The organism is Oleiphilus sp. HI0132, assembly GCF_001635845.1.
This window is the reverse complement of the sequence record NZ_LWGJ01000237.1, coordinates 1-787: the sequence shown is the minus strand read 5'-3', so window position 1 is coordinate 787 and position 787 is coordinate 1. Positions and strand designations below refer to the sequence as shown.

Sequence of the window (787 nt, the reverse complement as noted above, 5' to 3'; positions counted from 1 at the left end):
TGATCAAGCTACTTTCAATAACAATACTCGCTAGCTTGCTTAGTTCGTGTGCCTCTAGCTATTTCAACGTCTCAAAGAATACCCCTAAAAGCGAGTCAGCAATCTTGTATACATACAGTGAAGGACAAAGGGCTGGAACAATTTATACAGTGTTACTTAAGTCAATTAATGGCGAAAAACTTTCTGGAAAGTCTAAACGATGGTTATATGTCAAACCCGGAGAGTATGAAATTGAGGTAACCAGTCACAAGTACAATGAAGGTGCATATATCGCAGGAGCTATTGCAGGAGGTGTTGCTGGCGGAGCCATGGGGGCAAGCGTTGATACTGGTGCCATTGTAGCAAGCTCTGAAGCATACGCAGAAATGGAGCGAACTAGAGTAGAAGATAATAATATCATCGCGCGGCTGGAAGCTGGGAATATATACGTGATCGATCCAGTTATTGAAAACAAGAAAATAAAGTATTTTGAAGTTAAAACGTACTAAATAAAGAAATTCTAACCAAGCGTTCAACCGGACTCGCCTTCGGCTCGCGCGGTTAACGCGGCGTTATAGCAGGAATGGTGATTTATGAATATTATGGATGAGCAAGTATCACTATTGAATGAGTTGAGCGAACTCATGATGATAAGCAGTGAGCTAGGGTATGAATCTCTTTCGTGTGAGTTTAAATATCACACTTCAGAAGATGGTAGTAGTTCAATAGGATCCAAATTTAGTTATGTAATTGATGGTAAAAGGGTCTCAAAGGCACTTGTAAAACCTGAAAGAGAGCGGCTCTATAC

The 787-nt window shown here is 40.7% G+C and carries 2 protein-coding genes; both read left to right on the top strand.

Going from position 1 to position 787, the window contains the following annotated elements:
• Positions 1-488 (top strand): hypothetical protein (locus tag A3766_RS02970; protein WP_231882823.1); only part of this gene is annotated, 488 nt, incomplete at its 5' end.
• An 84-nt stretch (positions 489-572) separates the two neighbouring features.
• Positions 573-787, top strand: a 215-nt coding sequence (locus A3766_RS31825) for a hypothetical protein (RefSeq protein ID WP_231882822.1), incomplete at its 3' end; no start/stop codon positions are given.